Consider the following 20,680-nt stretch of genomic DNA (forward strand, 5'->3'; position numbering starts at 1 on the left):
TATATGGCTTTTAGCTAACGGATAAGGATAAGCTTACTTAGCTTATACTGGGTCAGTTGCTATTCTAGGACAGCTATATAAAGCTGTCTAATTAGCGAACACTTTTTTGAAAGCTATTACGCTCAAAAAGCCGCGTTTGATAGTCTAGTAAAGGACGACTAATCGCACGTGGTAGCTCGATACCCATCTCGTCCAGTCGCCATAATAAAGGCGCCAATAGCACATCACACCAGCCAAATTCATCTGACATAAAGTATGATTTATGAGCAAACAATGGCGATAGCGTAATCAATGAATCAGCCAGTTGTTTTTTTGCTAAAGCTGCTTGTGTTTTATTAAAACTGTCTGGATGCCTAAGTAATCGTTTACCAAGTACTAACCAATCATGCTGAATACGCCATGCTAATTGACGAAACTGTGCACGCTCTTGTGGTGTATCAGGTAAGAGCTTGTTTGCATGGTAACGTTCTTCTAAATACTCAAAAATGACATTAATCTCGTATAACGAGATTTCACGCTGCTGTAATACAGGCAACGTATGATAAGGGTTTAATTCAGTGAGATCTTCAGGACGCTCTGAATGTAGACGGGACAAATAATAATCAAGCTTTTTTTCTTCAAGCAATAGGCGTACCACATGACTGTCGTAGCCATCATCAGCATATAAAATCAGCTGACTACTTGGAATGTCGTTCGCATCAATCATGAAAGCCTAATATTAATAGTTGAGGTTGTCATCGTAAACAAAGTTACCTTGTTTATCAAGGTAGCATGCGTAAACATTATACATTGGCAGAGTTTTTGTAATAACAGCAAGTCTCTTTTATTTCTAAATAGGTCTTATTAAGCTTTAAGAGAATATAAAAAAGGCACTACCAAAGTAGTGCCTAATGTTGTACTGGTTTCTATACTTTTAGCGCTTGCTTATTTTACGTCTTTCCAGAATTCTTTATTAAGCAAGTAAACTGGAATGAGTAGTACCAATAAGAATAAGATTACAAAGAAACCAATTACTTGACGGTCATGACGAGCAGGTTCAGCCATCCATGCCATAAAATTCACCAAGTCACCGACCTCAGATTTGAATTCTTCAGCACTCAACTCTTCTTGCATATTATGCAATACATGAGGCATGGCCGCGTTTGCCAGTACTAAGTTGTTGGCGCCCCAAGGACGGCTAGGATCTTCATAAAACGATAGCAAATACGTATAAACCCAATCATCACCACGTAGTCTGGTTTCGAGCGTTAAATCTGGTGGTGCAGCACCAAACCATGAAGCTTGAATCTCAGGATCAATTTCAGCATTGATATGATCCCCAATTTGATCGGTCGTCACCATCAAATACTTTTCTACAAGCTCTGGCGGTATTTCAAGATCTTTAGCGATGCGCGAGTGACGAACGTACTGTGCAGAGTGACAACCAGCACAGTAGTTCATAAATATTTTTGCACCGTTTTGTAGTGAGCCTTTATTGGTAAAATCAATAGGTGCTGTACTACAAGCTAAGTGTTCTTCAACGCCTTCAGCATTGACAAATGTTCCACATCCGCCGCCGCCTGCTGCCAGTGCAGTACCAGCAGTCAAACTCAACGCCGCGCCTAAGCCTAAACCTGCTAGGGATTTTGTTAGCGTGTTCATTAGTGACCTCCGGTAACACGTTCTGGTGGCTGTTTACACTTCTCGATAGCAGTGTAAATCGGCATCAATAAGAAAAACAAGAAATACAAGATTGTAAATATACGTGACATGATAGTCGCAGTTGGTGTCGCAGGCGTAGCACCTAAATAACCCAGTACAATGAAGCTAATAGCAAACACAGTCAAAGCAATCTTAGATAAGATACCTTTATAACGTATAGAACGTACTGGCGATCTATCGAGCCATGGTATTAAGAACAGCACGGCAATCGCACCACCCATTGCAATAACACCGCCAAGCTTGTTTGGAACTGCACGTAAGATGGCATAGAACGGTGTGTAATACCATACAGGGGCGATGTGCTCAGGCGTTTTTAATGAGTTCGCTGTTTCAAAGTTTGGTGGCTCGAGGAAGAAACCGCCGCCTTCTGGAAAGAAGAATACCACAGCAAAGAAGCAGATGAAGAAGACAACAATACCGATCATGTCATGTACAGTGTAGTAAGGATGGAACTCAATTCCATCTAATGGCACACCATTTTTGTCTTTAAGCTTTTTGATATCGATACCATCTGGGTTGTTTGAACCCACATGATGCAAAGCAACGATATGCATAAAGACCAAACCGACAAGTACTAAAGGAATAGCAACGACGTGTAGTGCAAAGAATCGGTTTAGGGTGATACCTGAAATAATATAGTCACCACGTACCCACTCAGCAAGGCCATCACCAATCACAGGCAGAGCAGCAGGAAGGTTCAAGATAACCTGTGCACCCCAAAATGACATGTTGCCCCAAGGCAGTAGGTAGCCAAAGAAGCCTTCAGCCATTAGCGCTAAATAAATCCCCATACCGATGAGCCAAATAAGCTCACGAGGCTTTTGGTATGAACCATAAAGTAAAGCGCGGAACATATGTAGATAGACCACGACGAAAAAGGCTGAAGCACCGGTCGAGTGCATATAACGAATAAGCCAACCGCCTTTTACATCACGCATGATATATTCAACAGACGCAAACGCCCCTTCGGCACTTGGGTTGTACATCATCGTAAGCCAAATACCAGTCACCAATTGGTTGACTAATACCACCATCGACAATACGCCAAAAAAGTACCAAAAGTTAAAGTTCTTTGGTGCATAGTACTTTGACATATGGTATTCATAGGTTTCGGTCGCAGGAAAGCGCGCGTCCACCCAATGCATTAACTTTTTACCCATACTCATGTTAAGCCTCCCCAACCGTCAAGATAGTACCATCCATACTATATTCTGGGATGGGTAAGTTAAGCGGTGCCGGAACGCCACTATAGACGCGACCCGCTAAGTCGTACTTAGAACCGTGACAAGGACAGAAAAACCCACCATACCAGTCATTACCACCCAAGTCGGCAGCACCAACGTCAGGACGGTAGTTCGGCGCACAACCCAAATGCGTACACACGCCTTCTACGACCAATACACCTGGTTCTAAAGAGCGAGTAGGATTAGCACAGTATTCAGGTTGTAGTGATTCACTAGAATCGGGATCAGATAGTAAAGGGACGACATCATCAAGTGTGGTCAGCATATCTTCAGTACGTTTTACCACAAAGATAGGTTTGCCACGATATTTGACAACGATCATTTGTCCTTCTTCGATAGAACTGATGTCTTGGGTTACTGCCGCCCCGGCAGCTTCTGCTTTAGCACTTGGGGTCCAAGAACGAACAAAAGGTGTTGCTACAGCAGCTACCCCAGCTGCACCAATTGCGGCAGTCGAGGCAATAAGAACTCTACGACGTTGTACATTAACGCCTTCGGCTTGGCTCATTAATACTTCCTCCAGGTGAATGAAATGGGATTATCCCACACTGGGTTTGTGACTTAGAAATTTACAATACAAACATATAAGCCACGTTAGCTGTGCCTAATTTTGCTAATTGTTGCTATTCTAAGCTATTTTGGTCATAAAATAAATTAATGTGTCAAAAATAAAACTACTCTGACGGTACATTATTTATGGCTGTAGTCTCACAAAAAAGTTACAGCCAAATCAAGCTAGGATCTTATTATATTAAGATTCGGTTTTATTAATTACCTTAGAATTAATAAGGATATTCAAAGACCAAGAATGATACTCGAAATTAGAGCAATGTTCACTAACTTTCCTTACATTTGCTATCATTTGGCGCATCTAAATAGATTTCAGACAATCTAAAACTACTTACCTATGGTTTGTTTTTACGATTTATTCAAAAACCTAGGTAAGTTACCTTCTTAGTCCAGTTTAATTTAAAAGCGTTTTAATGGTTTTCAAGAGCGTCCCAGCGCTCAAGCTTATTCATCATCTCCTCTTCAATGACTAATAAGCGCTCGCTTGCAACGGTTGCAGCGTCGAAGTCTTGAATGAACCATGAGCCGTCTGCCAGCTTTTCTTCCAATTGATTCTGTTCTTGCTCAAGAGCGGCAATCTCTTTTGGTAGGTTATCAAGCTCACGCTGCTCATTAAAGTTCAGCTTTTTTGACGTTTTTTTAGGTTTGGCTACTGCTGATTTATTGGTAGATTTAGCGTTTTCAGCGGCCTTATTCACAGACTTAGCAGCTTGGACGCGATTTTTCTGTATCAGATATTCTTGATAACCACCCACATACTCTTGAACCACGCCTTTGCCATCTTCGTCTTGGTCAAATACCCAAGTAGAGGTGACCACATTGTCCATAAATGAGCGATCATGGCTGATCAGAAGAATGGTGCCGTTAAAACTGCTGACAGACTCTTCTAATAGCTCAAGGGTCGCCATGTCTAAGTCGTTGGTTGGCTCATCCAGTACGAGGATGTTGGCAGGTTTTAGCAACTGTTTGGCTAATAACACTCGGTTGCGTTCACCACCAGATAAGGCTTTGACTGGAGTACGTGCACGCTCTGGTGCAAACAAAAAATCTTGCAAGTAACTCATGATGTGAGTTTTACGACCACCAACTTCGATAAAGTCTGAGCCTTCTGATACATTTTGAGCGACAGTCGCTTCAAGATCCAGCTGATCTCGCAATTGATCAAAAAAGGCGATTTGTAAATTTGTCCCAAGCTCAACGCTACCAGTCTTGGTCACCTCATCATCAGACATGTCGAGTAGGGCTTTGATAAGTGTGGTTTTGCCTGCACCGTTAGGACCTATGATGCCGATTTTGTCACCGCGCATAATAGTCGTTGTAAAATCATCAACCAACACATTGCCGTCATACTCTAGATGCAGGTTTTTAACTTTACAGACCAGCTTGCCACTTTTTTCGCCTTCGCCCATGGTGATATTGACATTACCAACTTGCTCACGGCGTGCGCTACGCTCTTCACGTAATGCTTTTAATTCACGAACGCGACCTTCGTTACGGGTACGACGTGCTTTAATGCCTTGACGAATCCAGACTTCTTCTTGTGCCAGTTTTTTATCAAAGTTAGCATTGTTTTTTTCTTCTGCTAATAGTTGCTGCTCTTTGAGTTCTTGATAACGGGCATAACCTTTGGCACCTTGGGTCACGTCATAGCTCGTTAGTTGACCACGGTCAAGCTCTACAATGCGAGTCGCAAGCTTATCAACGAATGCTCTATCGTGGGTGACAAACAGTAGAGTTAGGCCTTGCCAGTCGAGCAAGAAACGCTCCAACCACTCAATACTATCAACGTCTAAATGGTTGGTTGGCTCATCTAGTAAGAGCATATCAGGCTTGGTCACTAACGCCCGTGCCAGTAACACACGACGCTTACGACCACCAGACAGAGAGGATAAATCATCTTCAGGATCAAGCCCCATCGTCATAATTAAGCGTCTTGCTTCGCGCTCTAAATCCCAGCCATGCACAGCGTCGATATCATGTTGTAACGTTGCCATACGCTCGCAAGCATCCATATCACCATTTGCGCATAGATCAGTTTGCTGATTGTATTTGATCAGTAGATCAGCGGTATGGCGACTACCGCCCATGACGATGTCTAGTATCTTGCCACTGGTTTCAGGTACATCTTGCTCAAGCATCGCCACGCTTGCACTACCATTGATGATGATTTCACCACTATCAGGCTGCAACGAGCCGTTAATTAGTTTGAATAAAGTAGATTTACCTTCACCATTGCGGCCGATCAAACAGACGCGTTCGCCTTCATTAATGCTAAAATCAATGCCATCAAGGACAGGGGCGACGCCAAAAGCGAGATGAATGTTTTTTAAATGTATCAGTGCCATAGATTATCTTAAGCTTATATATAGTGATGAAAATAACGAGTGGACAATAGAGGTATACAGAATATTGCCAAATTGTTAGCAGTATAACATGCTGCTAGGCGACTTTAGTGTAAGCAAGGACTTTTTATCACGTCTAACATGATTAAAGTATGAACAACGTATTTTTGACCTTAGTACTAACACCACGCTCACTATAAATGACCTATAATATAAAATCCAAGCTACAGACAATTATGATATTGAGATAAGTATGAACACAGCATCAGAGGATAATACAGACCAAAAAAGCCATGCACTAGAGCTGTCTGAACTACAAGTACAAATGGTTGATCTACAAATGAGCATGGCGCATCTTGAATTGACTGTAGAGCGGCTTGATGAGGTGATTACTCGCCAAGACCAGCACATCCATACGCTACAGCGCCAGCTCCAACTGGTCTATAAGCAAGTGGAAAGCCAGAGGACTGACGACGGCATTGCACCTTTTGACGTAGTAGCAGATAAACCACCGCATTATTGACGTTGAACAGTTCGTATATTAATTAGCTAATTTTATCTAACTGTCCAGCAATACATCTGACTTGCAGAAGCGATAAATTAGCAAGATCAACTATACATGCAAAAATGAATATAGTTATCTTTCTGTGACCAAGTCGTCATAATAGAGAAATAATATGTATTTTTTGTTGTTTTAGCGTGCAAAAGACATTACCATCTTCCATCGAGGATATCGCTTGCATAATAAGTGTTATCAAGAAGGTATAACAATGTGGACGTTTGGAGATATATAATGCGCGCAACTTTTCATTTAAAAACTCTCACAGTAGCTGTTGCAGCTCTTTCTGTTGCTAGCGTTGCTAGCGCTGCTGGTCTTGATCGCTCAGGCCAAGATGTTACTGCATTTTTACAAGATGGCCTATATGCTGAAGCCAGTTATACCTATATTAATGGTGATGTCACCGGTAGGGATGCATCAGACAACAAAATTAATGATATCGCCGAGTCTTATGATTTTTTCCGTTACGGGGTAAAAGCCGATATCAATGATACTTTTAGTATCGGTATTCTATATGATGAGCCTTTTGGAGCAGCTGCTGATTACTCTGGTAACAATAATTTTATAGATCAAAATCCTGCTTCACCTAGAAATGGTGAGGAAACACAGGTTGAAGTACGTACTGAAAACATCACTGGTATTTTGGGTGCCAAGTTAGGTGCGAATAAGAATTTTCAAGTATATGGCGGACCAGTCGCTCAACAAGTACAAGCGGATGTAAAATTGCGCGGCGTTAGTTATGGTCCTGCTAATGGTTATACTACACGTATTAATGCTGACCAAGACTACGGTTGGTTAGCTGGTATTGCTTATAGCAAGCCTGAAATTGCACTCAAAGCGGCGCTAACTTACCGTTCAGAGATTGATCATAGTTCGCACGCTTTCGAGAGCTATCCTGCTGCACCACTGATTGGCGGTTCAATACCACCAATTGCTGGAGGTCCATTTATATTTCCATCGGACAGAGGTAGTAGTATTGATATTACCACACCTAAATCAGTCAATTTAGATTTTCAAACTGGGGTCAATCCGACCACACTAGCCACTGCAAAAGTGCGCTGGGTACCATGGAGCGATTTTTCTATCGTACCATCACTATATAATGAAGTTAGTACTGCTAACCCTGCGTACCGTCCTGATGGTTTACCATTAGTCAGCTATGATGATGACCAATGGCAAGTAGAGTTAGGACTGGCTAAGCGCTTAGCACCTGCGTTAGCCGTTAGTGGTACAGTTGGCTGGGATAGCGGAGCAGGTGACCCAGTCACGTCTTTAGGTCCTATCGAAGGCTACTATAGTGCAGGTCTTGGCGCTAAATATAACGTCACTGAAAACTGGGCAGTATCAGCAGGTGGCAAGTATCTATGGTTTGGTGATGCAAAAGGTAAGACACCAACCCAAGACATCGTCAGTAACTTTGAAGACAATGACGGTTATGTACTAGGCGTTAAAGTTTCTTATCAAGCGCAGTAGAATTAAGGCTTACAAGTCTATCTTGCGGTGGCGATAGTGACCTAGTATCTATGTTTCAATAATAAAAAAGCGATCCAATGGGGGTCGCTTTTTTGTGGGTTATTGTTTTGTCCTAAAATAAAGGAGACTGGTGCAGTGATAGGTAATTAACAGCACAAATTTGGCTAATAACAAGTCAGTATGTCTAAGTTCCTTGCTCGTAAAATATTAATAATATTCACTTAAGTACATAATAATAATTAAGAACTGTCCAGTCATATTTAGGAAATAAAGTGCTTTAAGTGTTGTCTTAGTGTGAGAAAGCCATTACTATTCAAATTAGGAGACCGTTTAAATAATAGGTATGGAAGGAGATTACTCTGACCTACTGATTATAGGAACGGTAAAACAACGAGGACGTTTGGAGATATACAATGCGCACTACCTTTCACTTAAAAACACTTGCGGTAGCAATCGCAACGCTTTCTGTAGCCAGCGTGTCAAGCGCTGCTGGCCTTGATCGCTCGGGTCAAGATGTCACTGCTTTCTTCCAAGATGGCGTTTATGCCGAATCTGTCTATACTTACATTGATGCTGACGTTAGTGGTAGAGATAGCGCTAATAATGTGCCTAGCAGTAATACTTATGTTGAAGGTGGTGACACTGGTGATATTGCTGAATCTTATGATTTTTTCCGCTATGGTGTAAAAGCGGATATCAATGATACTTTTAGTATTGGTCTTTTATATGATGAGCCATTTGGTGCTGCCGCTGAATATACTCAAGGTAACTTTGTAGCACAAGGTAATCAAAACACGTCTATCGAACAATTAACAGGTAACCAATTTAATGGTTTAACTATTGGACCTGAAATTCAAAGATTGACAGGGCTAGCCAATAATGAAGCATTAACTGCTCAGCAAAGAGATGCAGCTGCAGTTGGTGCAAGAAACTTAAGTATTGCCGTGGCAGCCGCGGCGGCAGAAGCGGGAACTGCAGGTGAAAACACCAATGTAGAGGTACGTAGTCAGAGTTTAACAGGACTTCTAGGTATGAAGTTCGGTGCTAACAAAGAGTTCCAAGTTTATGGAGGTCCGGTCGCCCAGCGTATTGAATCTGAAGTAAAACTGCGTGGATTGGCTTATGGTCCAGCGACTGGCTATACTTCAAGCAGTAATCCTGATATGGATTACGGTTGGATCGCAGGTATGTCATATAGCAAACCTGAAATTGCTCTAAAAGCGGCACTGACGTATCGTTCTGAGATTGACCATGATATGAATATAGCCGAAACATATCCGTTGGCTGGACCTTTAACTCAAGCTGAAGCTTTACGACAAGGAGCTACTCCAGAGCAGGCCGCAGCTTTAGGTGCTGCAGCTGTAAATCAAAGCAGTAAGTACGAAATCACGACTCCTAAGTCAGTAAACTTTGATTTCCAAACCGGTATCAATCCAACGACTTTAGCCACAGCAAAAGTACGCTGGGTGCCTTGGGGTGATTTTAAAATAACACCACCACTATACAATGAAGTTAGTAAGGCTAATCCTCTATATGCAGAAGATGGTTTAAACTTAGTTGATTATGATGACGATCAATGGCAGGTAGAGCTGGGCTTGGCTAAGCGTTTAGCACCTGCGTTAGCCGTTAGTGGAACAGTTGGCTGGGATAGCGGTGCTGGAGATCCGACGACATCATTAGGCCCTATCGAAGGCTACTATAGTGTGGGTCTAGGCGCTAAGTATAATGTTACTCCAGAATGGGCCGTCTCAGCTGGTGGAAAATACTTATGGTTCGGTGATGCTCAAGGTGCACTACCAACTGATAAAATCGTTGCTGACTTTGACGACAATGACGGTTATATCGTCGGTGTGAAGCTATCATACCAAGCAAAACAAGATTTTTAATCTAAATTTAAAAAAACTAATCTGTAATTCTTACTGTGTTACATAAAAAAGCGATCCATAACGGGTCGCTTTTTTATGGTTATTATCAACGCGTCTTTTTTATTTCGAACTTACTATAAAAATTATAATTATAAAGACCATATCTGTCGCTTGCTCTCACAAACCATATAATATCATTAAATCAATTTCATGCTTATAGTATAGGTCAAGCTACATTTCTTATTCGCTAAAATGGCTTATGTTAAGTAAACAACTACCAATAAGAAACTGACCACAAAAAACCTCGTCAATAGTGACGAGGTTTTTTTATAGCGATAGGCCAGTTGATAAGCTTACTTATTTAAGTTTAGCTCCATCTCTTTATACTTGGCAGATACTGAAGGTCTTGGACCACCAGTCATCATACTAACTACAAAGATAGCAATGGTACTTAAGATAAAGCCTGGAACAATAGCATACAACCAGCTATTCAATGCCACACCGTTCATCTCGAATGGACCATAGACCCATAAAATAACCGTCAATGCACCAACAACCATACCAGCAACAGCACCATTACGGTTCATACCGCGCCATGTAAGACTAAAGATAACCAACGGTCCAAACGCTGCACCAAATCCTGCCCAAGCGTTAGAAACCAAGTTTAATACTGAGCTATCTGGATTAGAAGCTAGGAAGATAGCAACTACAGCGACAACGATAACTGAGATACGACCAACCAATACTTGACGGGCTTCTGGTGCATCTCTATCAAAGAATAATTTGTAGACATCCTTAGTTAGGGAGCTTGATACCACCAATAGCTGAGATGAGATGGTACTCATAATAGCAGCTAAAATAGCAGCTAATAAGAAACCTGATACTAATGGATGGAATAAAAACTGCGTAAATACTAAGAAGATAGTCTCAGGATCATCGAGAGTCATGGCAGTTTTTTGTACATAAGCACGACCAGCAAAACCAGTCATCAATGCGCCGATAAGACTGACAACCATCCAGCTCATACCAATATTACGTGCCGTCGGTACATCTTTAACTGAGCGAATTGCCATAAAGCGTACAATGATATGTGGTTGACCAAAATAACCAAGCCCCCATGCCATCAAGGAGATGATACCAATAACAGTCATACCACTAGTAACGTTTAGCAGGTTTACATCAATATTTCTAACCGCTTCACTGGTCGCTGATACCCCGCCAAGATCGGTAAAGGCAACGATTGGTACGATGACCATCGCAAATAACATGATGATACCTTGCACAAAGTCAGTCATTGAGACTGCTAAGAAACCACCGAATAAGGTGTAGGCGACAACAACACCAGCCGTCACCCAAAGTCCTGTGCTATAAGATAGATTGAGTGAGCTTTCAAAAAGCTTACCCCCACCAACTAAGCTTGCAGCAGTATAGACGGTGAAAAACAAGATAATAACCAATGCTGATATGACACGTAGCATGTGTGACTTGTCTTCGAAGCGATTGGCAAAATAGTCGGGTAGAGTGATTGCATTATCAGCGACCTCGGTATAAACACGTAGACGCGGGGCAACGATGATATAGTTCAATAAGGCACCAAGTGTTAAACCAAGTGCAATCCAGACACTGACCACACCGTCGGCATACATGTACCCAGGTAGACCCAATAGTAGCCAACCTGACATGTCTGATGCGCCTGCTGATAAGGCTGTGACAGCAGGGCCTAGGTTACGGCCACCGAGCATATAGCCTTCAGTATCGTTTGCTTGTCTAAAGTAGGCGTAAATGCCAATCCCAATCATAACCAAAAAATAGGCGCCAAGCGATATTAGCACGCCACTAGAAATCCCATTCATATAAACTGTCCTTAACCAACATTGTTGGTTTTAATTATATTTAACTATAAAATCTTACGATTAAAAGACGATGTATAAAGACAAAAAAAGCCATTAAGTAGAACAAAATGGCTTTTTGCTTATAGTCAGTACTTACTTATAGTTTTATATGATTGATGCTGTTTTTACCTATAACACCGTGTTATCAACCATTAATTAAATCGCCTAATTTAAGTCGTTTTAATCAATCATTGTGGACAAAATCAATCATTTAAAACTGTCAACTCTGCATCTTATATAAATAAAATATGCAAAATTTAGAAAAGTTCAACCATAAAGCACCATTCTTAAAGACTATTACTGATAATAGTTGTGATTAATGAACCGCTTATTACAATAAACGATTAATAAAACAGTATTGTCTGCTATCGTAACTTACTCAAACCATTCAATAGGTGAGTATCAGTGTTATTATGGTAACTATATGTTATGAACATAAACTTGAGCGTATTATAACGTATAGAGATTATAATTGCGAACCACTGCTTATTAGGTGGATACTTAACTACCAAATAACGTTATTTGGTAGATTTATTTACTAACTTTATTGGTAGTTATGCTCAACAAATCCTATCGTTAATCGATAGGAGCAAGTAACTCTAATAAAGCTTCAACGCTACTTGAGCGTGTAAGCTTTGGATTGATAACGACGCCTAGATAGCGCTGTAGCTCAATATTATCAGCCATGTTAATACGTTCTAAATCTTGACTAATTAACGTCTGCGGTAGTACAGACCAACCAAGTCCCACTGATACGAGCATACGAATGGATTCTAGAGGGTTAGTACTCATTGTTGCATAAGGTTTTAGATTGTGTTTGGCGAACTCAGCCAAAGTAATTTGACTGGTAAAAGTATTAGCCGAGGGCAAAATAGCAGGATAGTGGGCCAACTGCTCTAAAGTTACATTAGTCTTTGTGGCTAAAGGCGATAACGTACCTGTCATAAAATATAGTGGATCCGACCATAGCGTATGATAAGTTAGGCGCTTGTCATAAACAGGCGGTAACGTTAAAAAAGCCAAAGATAAGTTACCATCGAGCACTGCTTTGTGCGCTTCTTCTGAATCGACAAAATGAACTTCGAGCTGTACTGCAGGATAACTTTGAATAAAGTGTTTTAATACTGGTGCAAGATGATGCAAGCCAATGTGATGACTTGTACCAATGACCAATTTACCAGAGACCATTTGCTTAGAGTGTTGCAAGTTTATTTTAAAATTCTCATAATCTTCTAGCCAGCGTTTGGCATGTGGTAGCATCTCACTTGCTGCTTGTGTCGGTACAATACCTCGGCCTACTGTATCAAATAAGATAATATTGAACTCGTCCTCTAGATTTTTGATACGTTTGCTGACAGCAGGCTGAGTGATAAATAGCTTTTCTGCTGCGCCTGAGATGCTGCCTGTTTGCATAACGGTCACAAACGTCGTCAAATTAGTGGTATTCACACCGATGTCCTTAGCTTTAAAAGAAGCTATAAATAAAAGTTGGCTTATCTATTCGTTATGTATTAGAAATAAAAGTTTGTGAATAGATAAAAATCATCAATTATTATTATAGAATTAGGCTGCTATAATCACAAGGTATCAAAGCACTTTTTGATGTTTTTATTTTAATCACTTGATAACTTATTGATAAATGATGTTCAAATAAAACATTCGCTGTCAAAGTAAACTAAGAACAGACTATAAGTATAAATAAGTAACTTTAAGCGTTTAAAACGTTTAGCATCCAACAGAGACAGCAGCGCTTTATTATAGATAATTAGCAATTAACAAAGGATAGCAACATGGCCGGTCACACGTTATACGACAAACTTTGGAATGCGCATGAAGTCACAAAGCGCGATGATGGTTCGAGTTTAATTTATATCGATCGTCATTTATTGCATGAGGTGACAAGTCCGCAGGCATTTGAAGGATTAGAGCTTGCTAATCGTACCCCATGGCGTTTGTCAGCTAACATTGCTAGTCCTGATCATAACGTACCTACAGTGGTCAAAGAGCGACTTGAAGGGGTCTCTGGTATCAAAGACGAGGTATCACGCTTGCAGGTCGTAACTTTAGATGATAACTGTGCTAAGTTCGATATTGCTGAATTTACAATTAACGATACTCGTCAAGGTATTTTGCATGTGGTTGGGCCAGAACAAGGCTTGGTACTTCCAGGCATGACGGTAGTGTGTGGTGATTCACATACTGCAACCCATGGCGCGCTTGGCTGTCTTGCTCACGGCATTGGTACCTCTGAGGTGGAGCATGTACTTGCAACCCAGTGTTTGATCACCAAAAAAATGAAAAACATGCAAATCCGTGTGAATGGTGAGCTTGGTGCTGGCGTGACTCCAAAAGATGTGGTTCTTGCCATTATTGCCAAGATTGGGACTGCTGGTGGCAACGGTCATGCAATTGAGTTTGCAGGCAAAGTATTTGAAGATATGAGTATGGAAGGGCGCATGACTGTCTGCAATATGGCAATTGAGGCAGGCGCACGCGTGGGTATGGTAGCTGTAGATGACACAACGATTGACTATGTCAAAGGTCGTCCTTATGCCCCAACGGGTGAGCAGTGGGAGCAAGCAGAGGCCTATTGGCGTACATTGTATTCGGACGACGATGCTCAGTTTGACACGATTATAGAGATTGATGGAAGTCAGATTGCACCGCAAGTGTCTTGGGGCACATCACCTGAGATGGTTGTCGATATTACTCAGTCGGTACCTACACCTGATCAGGCTGCTGATGAGACGCAACAAGAGGGTTGGTTACGTGCTTACACTTATATGGGCTTAAAAGCAGGCCAACCGATCACTGATATCCAACTTGATCGGGTGTTCATAGGTTCTTGTACCAATTCACGTATAGAGGATTTGCGGGACGCAGCAGCAGTGATTAAGGGTCGTAAAATTGCAGATACGATCAAAGAAGCCATCGTAGTAGCAGGCTCTGGACAGGTGAAACTACAAGCCGAAGCTGAAGGGTTAAACACGCTATTTACTGATGCAGGTTTTGAGTGGCGAGAGCCAGGATGTTCGATGTGCCTTGCGATGAATGCAGATAAGCTTGAACCAGAGGAGCATTGTGCATCGACGTCTAATCGTAATTTTGAGGGTCGTCAAGGTACTGGCGGACGTACGCATCTGGTCAGTCCAGCGATGGCCGCCGCCGCCGCTTTGGCAGGTCACTTTGTGGATGTACGTACATTTTAGTTGACAGACAAATGCGTTGTTCAAACCACGCAGCCTTTACAATGCGTCTTATGCTGATTGTATAAAATTATTCATTTGTGTTGATAATAAAGAATGGATTGGTTTATTCGTCAGTATCAATTAATACTATTGAAAATACGATAGGAACTATTATGCAAGCTTATAATACTCAAACTGGTATCGTCTGTCCGCTAGATCGCGCAAACGTCGATACTGATCAAATTATCCCTAAGCAGTTTTTGAAGTCTATTAAGCGTACTGGTTTTGGCGTCAACCTATTTGATGATTGGCGTTATTTAGATGAAGGCTACCCAGGTCAGGACAATAGCACGCGTCCACTAAATCCAGATTTTGTACTGAATCAGCCGCGTTATCAAGATGCTGTTATTTTACTTGCGCGCAAAAACTTTGGCTGCGGTTCTAGCCGCGAGCATGCGCCTTGGGCATTGTCCGAGTATGGCTTTCGTACGGTTATCGCCCCAAGTTTTGCTGATATTTTTTACAATAATTGCTTTAAAAATGGCATGTTGCCTATCATTTTGGAGGAAGCAATTGTCGATAAGTTGATGAAAGAAACTTTGAAAACTGAAGGTTATGAGTTAAGCGTAGATTTGGAGAGACAAGTCGTTATTGATCCTACTGGACAAGAATACTCTTTTGAAGTTGATGATTTTCGTAAACACTGTTTGTTGAATGGTTTGGACGATATCGGGCTTACTTTACAGCAAAGTGATGCGATTAATGCTTATGAGCAGCAAATGCAACAAAAGACGCCTTGGATATTTAATCAAGTTAAAGCATAAACATAAGTTTCTAAAGTTTTGTAAATCAATATCTAATAAGAGCAAGTTGTTCAACAATACAACGTTGAGTTATCGTAACAAAATGACTAGAATGAAAGGTAATTTGTTATCACTATGAAATAGTAGTCATCATTATGAATAAAAAACGTATTGCTGGATTTATAAGTGTCTCTATAGCATCAAGCTTGCTACTGTCAGGTTGTCAGCTACTAACAGGTTATCAGCAAATAGATGGTGCAGAAAGCGCTGACAAATGGGCAGGTAAGATTGAACCAATAGCTGGGGAAGTAAACATCGCTTGTTCAGGAACTTATCATTGCGAAATTATGCAAATAGACCAGACTTCGGTTATTGCGCCAGATACTCATAAGCCAGTAGATCCTAAAATGTTAAGTGTGGTCAATACGGATGATGAGATTGTTGACCGTACAAAAAATGTGCTATTCGTACCCTTAAAGAATCAGCATTCTGTCAAGGTTGTACCTTTATCAGAATCTGGTATAGCTGGAATGACGAACTACTATGCACGGGTTAAACCTGCAAAACGTGAAGTGCATATAAACTTTTATCCTGAAAATAATATGGGTTATGTTGAACGCTTTGCCATGATTCATGAGTTTGTAGAGCCGGACACTTATCTGCTCCGTGCTTATCGCAAAAAGCCTAGTCAAGATACGGGCAGTTTATTGGACACAGCGTCGCCCAATCCTCTATGTATTGATCTTATTCAAAACAATAGTATTAAGCGTCAGTTTTGCAAACAGGTGAATAATGAAAGTCAGGGTGAGTTTGTAGAAACGAATGTAATAAATCAAATAAAGCAATCAACACAAACAGCGCAGACAAAGACGAAGGTTTAATATTGTTTCATTTGACCTATTAACTTAACGTCATATTTCATGAACATAGATCGGATAAAGCAATACTAGACGCTTGTCTTTTCTTTTTTACCTATTAACAAGGATTAGTATGGCAACGATTTTAACATTAGCTGGTGATGGTATTGGTCCTGAAATTATGACCCAAGCCATCGATGTACTGCAAGCCGTCAACAAGAAGTTTACGTTAAACTTAACTCTTGAGTCTGGATTGATTGGAGGGTCGGCTATCGATGCAACTGGTGAACCATTACCAGAGAAAACACTTAGCCAAGCACGAGCAGCAGACGCAGTATTGTTAGGAGCGGTTGGAGGTCCTAAATGGGATGCTATTGAACGTAGTAAACGTCCTGAGCGTGGCCTGCTCAAAATTCGTAGTGAGCTTGGTTTATTTGCCAACTTACGTGTTGCCAAGCTTTATCCGCAATTGGCGAATGCTTCTAGTATTAAAGCTGAAATCATCTCAGGTCTAGACTTGCTAATCGTTCGTGAGCTAACGGGTGGTATCTATTTTGGTGAACCACGCGGTATTCGTACTTTGGATAATGGTGAACAGCAAGGCTATAACACCATGGTTTATAAAACCAGCGAGATTGAGCGTATCGGGAAGGTTGCTTTTGATTTGGCGCAAGTTCGTGCTAAAGCAAATGGGACACCTGCAAAAATATGTTCGGTAGACAAAGCAAACGTCTTGGAAGTTACTGAGCTTTGGAAGCAAACCATGATTAACATGCAAGAGACACAGTATTCTGACGTTGCGCTTAGTCATATGTATGCAGACAATGCTTGTATGCAGCTGATTCGTGATCCAAAACAGTTTGATGTTATAGTAACGGGCAATATGTTTGGTGATATTTTATCCGATGAAGCGGCGATGCTGACAGGTTCTATTGGTATGCTGCCATCGGCCAGTCTTGATGAAGATGGTAAAGGGATGTATGAGCCTTGCCATGGTTCAGCACCTGATATCGCTGGACAAGACAAAGCCAATCCACTAGCCACGATACTCTCTGTCGCTATGATGCTACGCTATACTTTTAAGCAAGAAAAAGCCGCTCAGGCTATTGAACAAGCGGTCAGTGATGTCCTTGATGATGGCTTACGTACGGTCGATATTTTAGATAGTAGTGAAGCTGACTTACGACAAGTAGGGTGTAAAGAGATGGGTCAGGCAGTATTGGCTAAGCTAGTATAGATAAATCTATACCAATACAGTTAAAGGTATAAAGCGACATTCCACAGTCTTTTTTAAGTATTACAAGCCCATAAATTGCTCAGCAGTTTATGGGTTTTTTATGATTCACAATATTTAGATCATAGCTTTTAAACTAATAAGCTACGTTATGAAGTATTTTTAACATAGGAACTATAAGACTAGATGTTTGTTAACATAAGTCTGTTATATTATACGATGTTATTGTGACATGATTACATTTGCTCGAAAAATAAGTAGAGATATTATTTTTATAAAAATACTTATAGGAATAGATAATTATAACCTTGTTAGGCTTTTATCATGAGCGAAAAATACAACAATGCTCTTAATATGTTGATAATAAAAAGATAAGGAATAAAACATGCGTAAATCGAAAGTTTCAAGTATTGGGGCGTTAGGACTAACTATAGCGTTATTAATGAATCCAAGTTTTGCTGCTAATCCTAATGCTGGTGATAACAGTAAGTTTGTTAGTAGTGATGTTAGTCCGGTTACCAATGGAGTCAGTCAAAAGCTTGCTGGAGATAGTGATACGGTGACTTCATTGAACAAGCTATTGCCTACTATTAAGTATACGACAAATAACTTACCAAAGTTTGCTCAAAAGGTGAATAGCGATAGTTGGCAGAAAGGGGTAAAGGTAAATCGTAGCATGAGTACCAAGCTTCAAGCTTTGCTGAACTGGAACCAAAGTAGTGTTGGGCCTGTAGATGGTTATTGGGGTAAGAACTCTCGAAAAGCCATGCAAGCGTTCCAAAAATCTCGTGGTTTAAAGGTGACGGATCATCTCAACGACGAGACATGGCAAGCATTAACTAGCAACAAAAAGCTTATGTCTCAGCCTGTATTGGTTAGCTATAAGCTAAATGATGCTGATGTGAATGTGAAAACCACTAGTATTCCTGCCGGTGCAGAAGCTAAAGCTAAGCTTGAAGGTATGTACTATGAAAGCGTCAGTGAAGCATTAGCAGAAAAGTTCCATATGAGTGAGAAGTATCTTAAAACTCTCAACCCGAATGCTAAGTTTGAGGCTGGAGAAACCATCACTGTTTATAATCCAGGTAATCCAAACACCAAGCCTGTAAGCCGAGTAGTCGCTGATAAAGCGACTGAAACTTTATATGCTTATGATGAGCAAAATAACTTGGTCGCCAGTTATCCAACGACTGTCGGTAGCACAGAAACACCCTCACCGTCAGGTACGCATAAAGTTGAAGTCAAAGTCCATAAACCTAACTACACTTATACTGGTGATGATGGCGATCAGTCGATTATTCCACCAGGGCCTAATAATCCGGTAGGTATAGTGTGGATAGGGCTGAGCAAGCCTACGTATGGCATTCACGGTTCACCGGATCCAGCACGTATTAGTAGACAAGCATCATCAGGATGTGTAAGGTTGACCAACTGGGATGCTTTAGCATTATTAGGTACGATCAAAGATGATGCAACAGTAGAGTTTAAGTAATCTCCAAACCCTAGGTACAAAAATACCGCTCAAGATTGGCGGTATTTTTTTGGCAAAATTAAGTACGATTAGCTATAAAAGATAGCAAAAAACAGGCTATCATTTTGTATTATTATCGTAAAAATCATCCAGTATTACATAATAACCAGACAATTTACTCAATAACCTATTTAACGACTTAAAAGTAAATAGCAGGTATCTTAGATATAAGACACTATAAAAAACTAGTTTTTGCCACGGTAAGTAATGCGACCTTTGGTTAAATCATAAGGCGTCATCTCTACCTTAACTTTATCGCCCGTTAAAATACGAATATAATGCTTACGCATTTTCCCTGAGATATGAGCAATAATCTCGTGTCCGTTTTCTAAACGAACTTTAAACAACGTATTTGGAAGGGTGTCAATAACTTCACCTTCAAATTCAATAATATCGTCTTTAGCCATAGTTGGTATCTATCAATGAAAAATAAGCCGATATTATACGTAAGTTTCAATATTAAAGCAACAAATCATTGTTTTTGCTTGACAGTGAGCAAGTGTTATGTATGTCAGTTGACGATGTGTTATTCGGGTAAGTTAAGCCAAAGGGGAGTAAGCGGTGAGACGGGTAACAGCTGTTGGTAACGCTCAGGATAGTAGGCATTGATAAAGTACAGTCCGTCACCGGAGGCAGTGGGCGGGGCAATGGTACGGTCTTTTTTTGCCAAAATAGTTAAAAAGTCTGAAGGTTGTAGCTCATGTCTTCCAACAGCATGTATTGTACCCATCAAGTTACGTACCATATGATGCAAAAAGCCGTCAGCCTGTATGTCAAAGACGATAAACGCGCCATGCGTAAAAAGCTTTGCATGGCTGACAGTACGTATAGGCTGGTTAGATTGACAAGCTGCGGCACGGTAACTGCTAAAATCATGAGTCCCAGCAATATCAGCTGCCACAAGTTGCATTGCGGCCACATCTAAAGGTTCATGAATATGAGTTACTTGATGATTGAGTATGGCAGGACGCGCAGCCTGATTGAGCGTAATGTAACGATAACGACGTGCTATAGCACCAAAACGAGCATGAAAATCTGTTGGCATAGGTTGCACCCAGCGTAGCGCAATATCATCAGGCAGTAGACTATTAATACCGCGTAACCAATTATGGGTTGGACGGTAAGCACAAGTGACAAAATGCGCAATCATGTTGCCGGCGTGGACTCCGGCATCAGTGCGACCTGCTGCGATTACCTCAACAGCTTCGTTAGCGACAGTACTGATGGCTTTTTCTAATACTTCTTGTACTCCTATTACCTCTTTTTGACGTTGCCAGCCTCGATAATTGGTGCCCAAAAACTCGATAGCAATCGCCAAATTATAAGTAGGGGTGTCCTGTTTCTCAGCTTCCATTAATCTTTTAACTTCCATAATAGTCGTAGCGTTTAAAGTGAGCGCTTGTTTGTTGCTTGGCGCTCAC

The 20,680-nt window shown here is 41.0% G+C and carries 17 protein-coding genes; 8 read left to right on the forward strand and 9 right to left on the reverse strand.

What is annotated here, in order from left to right; translation table 11 throughout:
- Window positions 1-91: 91 nt before the first annotated feature.
- From BTV98_RS02795 to BTV98_RS02815, 5 genes are all read right to left on the reverse strand, one after another.
- The gene (locus BTV98_RS02795; protein ID WP_058369437.1) at window positions 92-706 is read right to left on the reverse strand and encodes a glutathione S-transferase N-terminal domain-containing protein; all 615 of its coding nucleotides are present in this window, start codon (window positions 704-706) and stop codon (window positions 92-94) included.
- Between the two features lie 218 nt (window positions 707-924).
- A complete protein-coding gene (locus BTV98_RS02800; protein ID WP_058369438.1) occupies window positions 925-1,641 on the reverse strand; it encodes a cytochrome c1 in 717 nt (238 codons plus the stop codon).
- Window positions 1,641-2,846, reverse strand: coding sequence for a cytochrome bc complex cytochrome b subunit (locus BTV98_RS02805; protein ID WP_178379352.1), 1,206 nt, complete (start codon window positions 2,844-2,846; stop codon window positions 1,641-1,643). Before BTV98_RS02805 ends, BTV98_RS02800 begins: the two co-directional genes overlap by 1 nt.
- 22 nt (window positions 2,847-2,868) lie before the next feature.
- Window positions 2,869-3,453, reverse strand: a complete 585-nt coding sequence (gene petA, locus BTV98_RS02810) for a ubiquinol-cytochrome c reductase iron-sulfur subunit (RefSeq protein ID WP_075102847.1) — start codon at window positions 3,451-3,453, stop codon at window positions 2,869-2,871.
- 472 nt (window positions 3,454-3,925) lie between these two features.
- The gene (locus BTV98_RS02815) at window positions 3,926-5,860 is read right to left on the reverse strand and encodes an ATP-binding cassette domain-containing protein (RefSeq protein WP_058369441.1); all 1,935 of its coding nucleotides are present in this window, start codon (window positions 5,858-5,860) and stop codon (window positions 3,926-3,928) included.
- A 250-nt stretch (window positions 5,861-6,110) separates the two neighbouring features.
- On the opposite strand from BTV98_RS02815, the gene BTV98_RS02820 reads away from it, so the two are divergent.
- From BTV98_RS02820 to BTV98_RS02830, 3 genes are all read left to right on the forward strand, one after another.
- A complete protein-coding gene (locus tag BTV98_RS02820; RefSeq protein WP_058369442.1) occupies window positions 6,111-6,380 on the forward strand; it encodes a SlyX family protein in 270 nt (89 codons plus the stop codon).
- A 270-nt stretch (window positions 6,381-6,650) separates the two neighbouring features.
- Window positions 6,651-7,889 (forward strand): OmpP1/FadL family transporter, encoded by a 1,239-nt coding sequence (locus BTV98_RS02825; RefSeq protein WP_058369443.1) that lies wholly within the window; start codon window positions 6,651-6,653, stop codon window positions 7,887-7,889.
- A gap of 413 nt (window positions 7,890-8,302) precedes the next feature.
- Entirely contained in the window at window positions 8,303-9,775 is a 1,473-nt protein-coding gene (locus tag BTV98_RS02830; protein WP_075102848.1) for an outer membrane protein transport protein, read from the forward strand.
- A gap of 332 nt (window positions 9,776-10,107) precedes the next feature.
- Here the strand turns inward: BTV98_RS02830 and putP are convergent, their stop codons facing one another.
- Window positions 10,108-11,607 carry a sodium/proline symporter PutP gene (putP, locus tag BTV98_RS02835; protein WP_075102849.1) on the reverse strand — a complete coding sequence of 500 codons (1,500 nt, stop codon included), beginning with the start codon at window positions 11,605-11,607 and terminating at the stop codon, window positions 10,108-10,110.
- A gap of 615 nt (window positions 11,608-12,222) precedes the next feature.
- The gene (locus BTV98_RS02840) at window positions 12,223-13,095 is read right to left on the reverse strand and encodes a LysR family transcriptional regulator (protein ID WP_058369041.1); all 873 of its coding nucleotides are present in this window, start codon (window positions 13,093-13,095) and stop codon (window positions 12,223-12,225) included.
- Between the two features lie 341 nt (window positions 13,096-13,436).
- On the opposite strand from BTV98_RS02840, the gene leuC reads away from it, so the two are divergent.
- From leuC to BTV98_RS02865, 5 genes are all read left to right on the forward strand, one after another.
- Complete coding sequence (leuC, locus tag BTV98_RS02845; RefSeq protein ID WP_058369040.1) at window positions 13,437-14,855, forward strand: 3-isopropylmalate dehydratase large subunit; 1,419 nt, start codon at window positions 13,437-13,439, stop codon at window positions 14,853-14,855.
- Window positions 14,856-15,007: 152 nt separating this feature from the next.
- On the forward strand, window positions 15,008-15,658 hold the full coding sequence (leuD, locus tag BTV98_RS02850; protein WP_058369039.1) for a 3-isopropylmalate dehydratase small subunit: 651 nt from the start codon (window positions 15,008-15,010) through the stop codon (window positions 15,656-15,658).
- 134 nt (window positions 15,659-15,792) lie between these two features.
- The gene (locus BTV98_RS02855; RefSeq protein ID WP_058369038.1) at window positions 15,793-16,518 is read left to right on the forward strand and encodes a hypothetical protein; all 726 of its coding nucleotides are present in this window, start codon (window positions 15,793-15,795) and stop codon (window positions 16,516-16,518) included.
- Window positions 16,519-16,627: 109 nt separating this feature from the next.
- The gene (gene leuB, locus BTV98_RS02860) at window positions 16,628-17,731 is read left to right on the forward strand and encodes a 3-isopropylmalate dehydrogenase (RefSeq protein WP_058369037.1); all 1,104 of its coding nucleotides are present in this window, start codon (window positions 16,628-16,630) and stop codon (window positions 17,729-17,731) included.
- Between the two features lie 382 nt (window positions 17,732-18,113).
- Complete coding sequence (locus tag BTV98_RS02865) at window positions 18,114-19,220, forward strand: L,D-transpeptidase (RefSeq protein WP_058369036.1); 1,107 nt, start codon at window positions 18,114-18,116, stop codon at window positions 19,218-19,220.
- Between the two features lie 224 nt (window positions 19,221-19,444).
- On the opposite strand, the gene infA is transcribed toward BTV98_RS02865, so the two are convergent.
- Entirely contained in the window at window positions 19,445-19,666 is a 222-nt protein-coding gene (gene infA, locus BTV98_RS02870; RefSeq protein ID WP_068036477.1) for a translation initiation factor IF-1, read from the reverse strand.
- Window positions 19,667-19,785: 119 nt separating this feature from the next.
- Complete coding sequence (gene truA / locus BTV98_RS02875) at window positions 19,786-20,631, reverse strand: tRNA pseudouridine(38-40) synthase TruA (protein WP_256713822.1); 846 nt, start codon at window positions 20,629-20,631, stop codon at window positions 19,786-19,788.
- Window positions 20,632-20,680 lie beyond the last annotated feature (49 nt).

Source organism: Psychrobacter sp. Cmf 22.2 (assembly GCF_001921745.1).
In the GTDB taxonomy this organism is placed as follows: Bacteria; Pseudomonadota; Gammaproteobacteria; order Pseudomonadales; family Moraxellaceae; genus Psychrobacter.

Bases quoted from the DNA above. Each gene is read 5' to 3' on its own strand.
- BTV98_RS02815 (WP_058369441.1), bottom strand. From the start codon at position 5,860: ATGGCACTGATACATTTAAAAAACATTCATCTCGCTTTTGGCGTCGCC.
- BTV98_RS02865 (WP_058369036.1), top strand. From the start codon at position 18,114: ATGCGTAAATCGAAAGTTTCAAGTATTGGGGCGTTAGGACTAACTATA.
- leuB (WP_058369037.1), top strand. From the start codon at position 16,628: ATGGCAACGATTTTAACATTAGCTGGTGATGGTATTGGTCCTGAAATT.
- BTV98_RS02800 (WP_058369438.1), bottom strand. From the start codon at position 1,641: ATGAACACGCTAACAAAATCCCTAGCAGGTTTAGGCTTAGGCGCGGCG.
- BTV98_RS02855 (WP_058369038.1), top strand. From the start codon at position 15,793: ATGAATAAAAAACGTATTGCTGGATTTATAAGTGTCTCTATAGCATCA.
- BTV98_RS02805 (WP_178379352.1), bottom strand. From the start codon at position 2,846: ATGCATTGGGTGGACGCGCGCTTTCCTGCGACCGAAACCTATGAATAC.
- BTV98_RS02830 (WP_075102848.1), top strand. From the start codon at position 8,303: ATGCGCACTACCTTTCACTTAAAAACACTTGCGGTAGCAATCGCAACG.
- BTV98_RS02825 (WP_058369443.1), top strand. From the start codon at position 6,651: ATGCGCGCAACTTTTCATTTAAAAACTCTCACAGTAGCTGTTGCAGCT.
- leuC (WP_058369040.1), top strand. From the start codon at position 13,437: ATGGCCGGTCACACGTTATACGACAAACTTTGGAATGCGCATGAAGTC.
- putP (WP_075102849.1), bottom strand. From the start codon at position 11,607: ATGAATGGGATTTCTAGTGGCGTGCTAATATCGCTTGGCGCCTATTTT.
- leuD (WP_058369039.1), top strand. From the start codon at position 15,008: ATGCAAGCTTATAATACTCAAACTGGTATCGTCTGTCCGCTAGATCGC.
- BTV98_RS02820 (WP_058369442.1), top strand. From the start codon at position 6,111: ATGAACACAGCATCAGAGGATAATACAGACCAAAAAAGCCATGCACTA.
- truA (WP_256713822.1), bottom strand. From the start codon at position 20,631: ATGGAAGTTAAAAGATTAATGGAAGCTGAGAAACAGGACACCCCTACT.
- petA (WP_075102847.1), bottom strand. From the start codon at position 3,453: ATGAGCCAAGCCGAAGGCGTTAATGTACAACGTCGTAGAGTTCTTATT.
- infA (WP_068036477.1), bottom strand. From the start codon at position 19,666: ATGGCTAAAGACGATATTATTGAATTTGAAGGTGAAGTTATTGACACC.
- BTV98_RS02795 (WP_058369437.1), bottom strand. From the start codon at position 706: ATGATTGATGCGAACGACATTCCAAGTAGTCAGCTGATTTTATATGCT.